This window comes from Saliniramus sp., from assembly GCF_035311605.1.
In the GTDB taxonomy this organism is placed as follows: Bacteria; Pseudomonadota; Alphaproteobacteria; order Rhizobiales; family Beijerinckiaceae; genus Saliniramus.
Genome location: NZ_DATGCW010000149.1, coordinates 1 through 5,281 on the forward strand (window position 1 = coordinate 1; position 5,281 = coordinate 5,281).

Annotated in this window: 8 protein-coding genes; 7 read left to right on the forward strand and 1 reads right to left on the reverse strand. The window is 61.2% G+C overall.

Features of this window, described 5'->3' with window-relative positions; translation table 11 throughout:
* The 6 genes from sctQ to VKP01_RS07140 all read left to right on the forward strand — a co-directional run.
* On the forward strand, window positions 1-280 hold a 280-nt coding region (gene sctQ, locus VKP01_RS07115; protein WP_324411464.1), incomplete at its 5' end, for a type III secretion system cytoplasmic ring protein SctQ.
* On the forward strand, window positions 277-945 hold the full coding sequence (gene sctR, locus VKP01_RS07120) for a type III secretion system export apparatus subunit SctR (protein WP_324411465.1): 669 nt from the start codon (window positions 277-279) through the stop codon (window positions 943-945). The genes sctQ and sctR, both read left to right, overlap by 4 nt.
* Before the next feature lie 3 nt (window positions 946-948).
* Window positions 949-1,218, forward strand: a complete 270-nt coding sequence (locus VKP01_RS07125; RefSeq protein WP_324411466.1) for a flagellar biosynthetic protein FliQ — start codon at window positions 949-951, stop codon at window positions 1,216-1,218.
* 4 nt (window positions 1,219-1,222) lie between these two features.
* Window positions 1,223-2,044, forward strand: coding sequence for an EscT/YscT/HrcT family type III secretion system export apparatus protein (locus VKP01_RS07130; protein ID WP_324411467.1), 822 nt, complete (start codon window positions 1,223-1,225; stop codon window positions 2,042-2,044).
* A gap of 18 nt (window positions 2,045-2,062) precedes the next feature.
* The gene (locus VKP01_RS07135) at window positions 2,063-3,115 is read left to right on the forward strand and encodes an EscU/YscU/HrcU family type III secretion system export apparatus switch protein (protein ID WP_324411468.1); all 1,053 of its coding nucleotides are present in this window, start codon (window positions 2,063-2,065) and stop codon (window positions 3,113-3,115) included.
* Window positions 3,116-3,255: 140 nt separating this feature from the next.
* The gene (locus VKP01_RS07140; protein WP_324411469.1) at window positions 3,256-4,077 is read left to right on the forward strand and encodes a universal stress protein; all 822 of its coding nucleotides are present in this window, start codon (window positions 3,256-3,258) and stop codon (window positions 4,075-4,077) included.
* Window positions 4,078-4,357: 280 nt separating this feature from the next.
* On the opposite strand, the gene VKP01_RS07145 is transcribed toward VKP01_RS07140, so the two are convergent.
* Window positions 4,358-4,822 (reverse strand): hypothetical protein, encoded by a 465-nt coding sequence (locus tag VKP01_RS07145; protein WP_324411470.1) that lies wholly within the window; start codon window positions 4,820-4,822, stop codon window positions 4,358-4,360.
* A gap of 270 nt (window positions 4,823-5,092) precedes the next feature.
* Here VKP01_RS07145 and VKP01_RS07150 point away from each other — a divergent pair.
* Window positions 5,093-5,281: transcriptional regulator (locus VKP01_RS07150; RefSeq protein ID WP_324411471.1), on the forward strand; the 189-nt coding region annotated here is incomplete at its 3' end.

A 5,281-nucleotide genomic window follows, 5' to 3' on the forward strand; every position in this document is an offset into this window, starting at 1 on the left:
TTCAATGGATGCGCGTGTGACCCAACAACCCGAAAAGCCTGATCAGGCAGCGCCGACAGGCAGCATCGACGAGATCCCGGTCCAGCTGGTCTTCGAACTGGGGCGGCTCGAGATCCCGTTATCGGAGCTCGAAAGCCTGACCGCCGGTTATGTCTTCGAACTGGGCAAGCCGCTGAGCCAGAGCGTGGACATCATCGCGAACGGACGCCGCGTCGGCACGGGTGAGCTGGTGCGTCTGGGTGAAGCCATCGGAGTGCGGGTCTCGAAGCTGGCGCGATGACGAATCTGGCGATCCCGACGTATTTTTCGCTCATCGTCCTTTCGGCGATCATCGCCGTCATCCCCTTCCTGGTCGTCGCCGCCACCTCATTCGCCAAGATCTCCATCGTCCTCTTCCTGGTGCGCAACGCGCTCGGAATCCAGCAGACGCCGCCGGGTGTGCTGATCAACACGGTGGCGATCGTTCTCACCCTGTTCATCATGGCGCCGATCCTGCGTGAGATGTACGGAATCATCACTGATCCGCGCCAGAGCTACGAGACGATGGCCGATTTCGAGGTCATTTTCCGGGAATCGACGGTGCCGCTGATCAGCTTCCTGCAACTGCACTCACGACCGGAAGCCACGACTTTCTTCGTCGAGACGACCACGACGCTGTGGGCGCAGTACGATGTCGAGATGCAGGTCGCGGAAAATGATATCGTGGTACTTCTGCCCGCTTTCCTGATCTCCGAACTGACCCGCGCCTTCGAGATCGGCTTCCTGCTGTATCTGCCTTTCCTCGTCATCGATTTCGTCGTCAGTGTGATCATCGTGGCGATGGGCATGTCGATGCTGTCGCCGACGGTGATCTCGACGCCGCTGAAGCTCTTGCTCTTCGTCTTCATTGACGGCTGGTCGCGGTTGTTGCAGGGGCTGGTGCTCTCCTACGTGCCGGGAGGCTGACGCATGGGCTCGTCCGGCCTCGTCGAGGAGATCTATGCCAGCTTCCTGACGGGCCTGATCATCGTGGCGCCGCCGATGATCGCGGCGATGGTGGTGGGTGTCGTGCTCGCCATTCTCATGGCCGCAACCCAGATCCAGGACCAGACCCTGCCGCAGCTTGTGAAGATCATCGTCATCCTCGCCGTGCTGATAATCGGCGGCGTGCCGATGTCGGCGCCGCTCTTCGATTATTCACGCACGCTCTTCGCCTCGTTCCATACCATGACCCGGTAAGGCGATGACGGAGTTCGACGAGATCATCACAGCCTGGCTCGGGCGCTACATGTGGACCGGGCTGGCCTTTGCCACGGGCTTTGCGCGCATCATCGCCGTGTTGCAGATCTTTCCGCTGTTCACGGCCCTCAACGTCCGCGGCACCATCCGTGCCACGCTCGCAATCGTGCTCACGATCCCGCTCGTGCCCCTGATCGAGCCGCAACTGATGCAGATGGGAATTCCCGATCTGTGGGTGATCGCGACCATCTTGATCAAGGAATTCGTCTTCGGCCTGCTGCTCGGTGTTCTGATCGCAATCCCCTTCTGGGGCATCCAGGCAGCGGGCGACATCATCGACGTCTCTCGCGGCGCCAGCATGGCCAATGTCGCCGATCCGGTGAACGCGGACGAGAACTCGCTGACCGGTGTCGTCCTGCTCTACGCCTCGCTGGCAATCTTCGTGGTCGCTGGCGGACTGCAATTGGTGATAGAATTAATTTACCATTCCTACAGCATATTGAGCATCAGTGACGTCGCCCCTCCGATGGGGGTGGCGACGGTGACGGCGATCGGTGACCTGCTGACGCGGATGTTCACCTTGGGTGTCATCATTTCGGGCCCGCTGATGATCGCGCTGATTGTCATCGATCTGACCCTCGTCTTCGGCCACCGGATCGCGCAGGAAATCGAGGTTTCGGAATTCGCCGCAATCGTGAAGAACCTGTGCGTATGCGCCTTCATCCCGCTCTACGCCTTGTTCCTCGAAGAATACATGCTCGACGACTGGCGCGAACTGATGCGTTTCGTCGAAGCCTTCCTGCTGATGGGGGAGGTGCGGGAATAAGGCCGGAAGGAGCAGGGGATGTCGGGCAAGGATGATACCGAAGAGGCCACTCTCGAGCCCACTCCCCAGAAACTAAAACAACTGCGCGACAAGGGTCAGATTCCGCGCAGCCAGGAGATCACCGGCGCGGTGACGTTGATCTCGGTGCTCTTCTACGTGCTCGCGACATATGATTCGATGATCGACAGTTTCGCGGTCGCCTTCATCGACAACCCCGTCTTCAACGGTGCCCCCTTCGATGAGCGCCTGCATGAAGCCACGCGGATGACAGTCCGTCTGACGCTTGAGCTCGCGTTGCCCGTCATGGCGATCGCCATTATCGGAGCGCTTGTCGCAACGATGCTCGATGTCGGTGGCTTTCTGTTCTCAATGGAATCTCTGGCTCCGAATTTTGCCAAATTCAATCCCGCAGAGGGCATACAAAATATTTTCAACCTGAAGAGCTTTATTGATCTTCTCAAGAGCACCGCAAAAATTATCATCTTTTTTGTATGTATTTATGTAATACTTCGTGGATTTATCGGTGATGTTATTTGGTCTCCAACTTGTGGAATGGGATGCATCTTTGATGTTGGCGGAACAATCATTCTCTATATCATTCTCATATCCACATTTTTAATCCTGATATTTGCAGTGATTGATATCGTTATTGCCCGCATCCTGTTCAAACGCGACAACATGATGACTCAGACCGAGATGAAGCGGGAAATGAAGGAATCCTTCGGCGATCCGCATGTCCGGGGCGAGCGCGATCGCATTCGCAAGGAGATGGCCGATACCGCCGGACTCGTGGGACCCAAAGCCGCCAATCTCTGGATCGCCGGCCCGAACGGCATGATCGGCATCGCCTACAAGCCGGAGCAATCCGGCGTCCCCATGCTCGCCGCCAAGGCGCTCGCCGATAACGAGACGCGGGCGAGGGAGGTGGCGCATGAAAACGGCATCGCCATCGAGAGCAATCCCGAACTCTTCAAGCTCCTCATCACCGAGGGCAAGATCGGCCAGCCGATCCCGCGCGACAGCTTCACGGAAGTCGCCCAGGCGCTGGTGCGCGCCGGCTTCTCGGGCTGAGGTCGCGGGGAACGGGCTGCGCGCGGCAAGCGTTGCGAAAGATCAATGCAAAGCTTGGGCAGCATCAGCATGCTCGTGCATGACAGGCCAGACAAAGATGAACCGCAGGCTGCAGGCGGTCGGCCACAGGAGGAAAGTGCATGTCTTACAAGGAAATCTTCGTCGTTCTCAGCCCTGAGGCCAAAGCCGTCGGACCCTATGCGGCCTCTCTGGCCAAGGCCTTCGACGCCAGCACCCGCGCGGCCGGCATCGCTATCGATCCGACGATGCCGAGCTATGTCATCCCGGAAATGCCGAGTGCCGTGCTCGAGCAGGCGCGCGCCGCCAGCCGCGAGGAAGCGCAGGCCCGTCTCGCCTCCTATGAGGCCAAGGCCGGGGAAGTCGGGGTGCATGTCGACGGCTTCGTCCTGCAGGGCATGATGGATCGCTGCGCCGCACAGCTTGAGCGGATGGCGCGCTATTATGATCTCACCGTGGTCGAGCAGCCCGGCTCCGATCGCGAGAAGGGCGGGCCGCTCTTCGTCGAGGCCATGCTCTTCGGTTCCGGGCGTCCGCTCCTGATCGTGCCCTACATCCAGCGCGCGCCGATGAAGCTCGACCACGTCATCGTGGCGTGGGACGAAAGCGCGACGGCTGCCAAGGCTGTAACGGCTGCGATGCCGCTCCTGAAGCAGGCCGGCACCGTCGAAATCGTCGGGGTCTCCACTGGCGCGGAAGCCGAGCATGAGCGGGGCGAACGCCTCGCGAAGGTTCTGGGCGGGCACGGCATCAAGGCGAAGGCGCGCATGCTGACCAATGTCGGCAGCGTCTCAGACAGCATTCTCTCGCATGCTGCCGATAACGGCGCGGATCTGATCGTGATGGGCGGCTACGGCCATTCGCGCATGCGCGAACTGGTCCTCGGCGGCGCCACGCGCGGCATTCTCGAGAGCATGACGGTGCCGGTTCTGATGATGCACTGAGCGGCAAGGCGGATTGCTGCGGGCCGGTCACGCTTTCATGCTGCCACCAGGGAGAGGGGAGCGTGTGCTGCATCACCCGCGTGGCTGATGATTTTTGCGCCGCGATTGCCGCCGGCGTTCCCCTCTCCCTTGTTGAGAGGGGACAGGGGTGAGGGTGGCGGCGAGACGCTTTCCGGTGAAGCGCCCCGCCCTGCATCAGCGCCCCTCACCCCCATCCCCTCTCCACGAAGGGAGAGGGGGGCGCGCCCTGCATCGCCCGCATGGGGCGGCAACGGGGCCGTTATTGGGTTGGTGGCCCGCCCTCCCCGTCTGGTGTTGCGGGGTTGTGGCGGGTGCGCTCGATGCTGTCGCAGATGGTGCGCAGGTGATTGTGGATGGTGTCGGCGAGGGTGCGCAGGGCGCTGCGGGAATCGCGGTTCTGGAGGTCGGCCAGAGCCATGTCGAGGGCGGTGAAGAGGGCGCGCAGGTGGTCGAGATCGTCGGTGACGTCGAGCAGCGCGATCTGATCCCGCTCGGGCATGGCGGGCGGCGGCGCGGCGGCGGCATAGGCGTCGAGAACCGCCTTCATCTGCGCGATCTCGGCCGCGGAGCGACCGGCGAAGACGCGGTCGAGCCAGGTGATGTCCTCCCGCGAGACATCATGCGGGGGCGCTTGGGGTGGCGTGGCTTGCGGCGCGATGGCTTGCGGCGCGATGGCTTGCGGTGGCGTACTCTGCGGGCCGCGCGGATCGAGAGCCTCATGCATGACGGCCCCCCTTCCCTGCCGGGACCGTGACGCCGCATTCGACGTCGCCCGGGAGAATCACCACCACAGATGACAAGATCACTTCCGCCACAGGGGCGGTTTTGGTATCGCTGATTGCAGCCATTGGAAAAGCTTCCTTTTTCTGGTGGTCAGAGCCGGGTGAGAGGGTGCCTCCTCTCGCTCGGCTTGCAATCTTTTATAGGTTATTTGGAACGTATATGCAACATGGGTTGTGCGGGAATTGGGGTTGGGGTGGTAAGCGAGAATGTGATGCACAAGCTCAAGATCATCAGCACGGGCGAATCCGCCGGCGTGATTCTCCCGGAGGACGTCATGGCGCGCCTCGGAGCCCGCAAAGGCGATACGCTCTGCCTCACCGAATCGGCAGGCGGGGGCTACCGTTTGACGAAATGGAGCGCGGAGTTTGAGCGGCAGATGGGGGTTGTGGAGGAGATTATG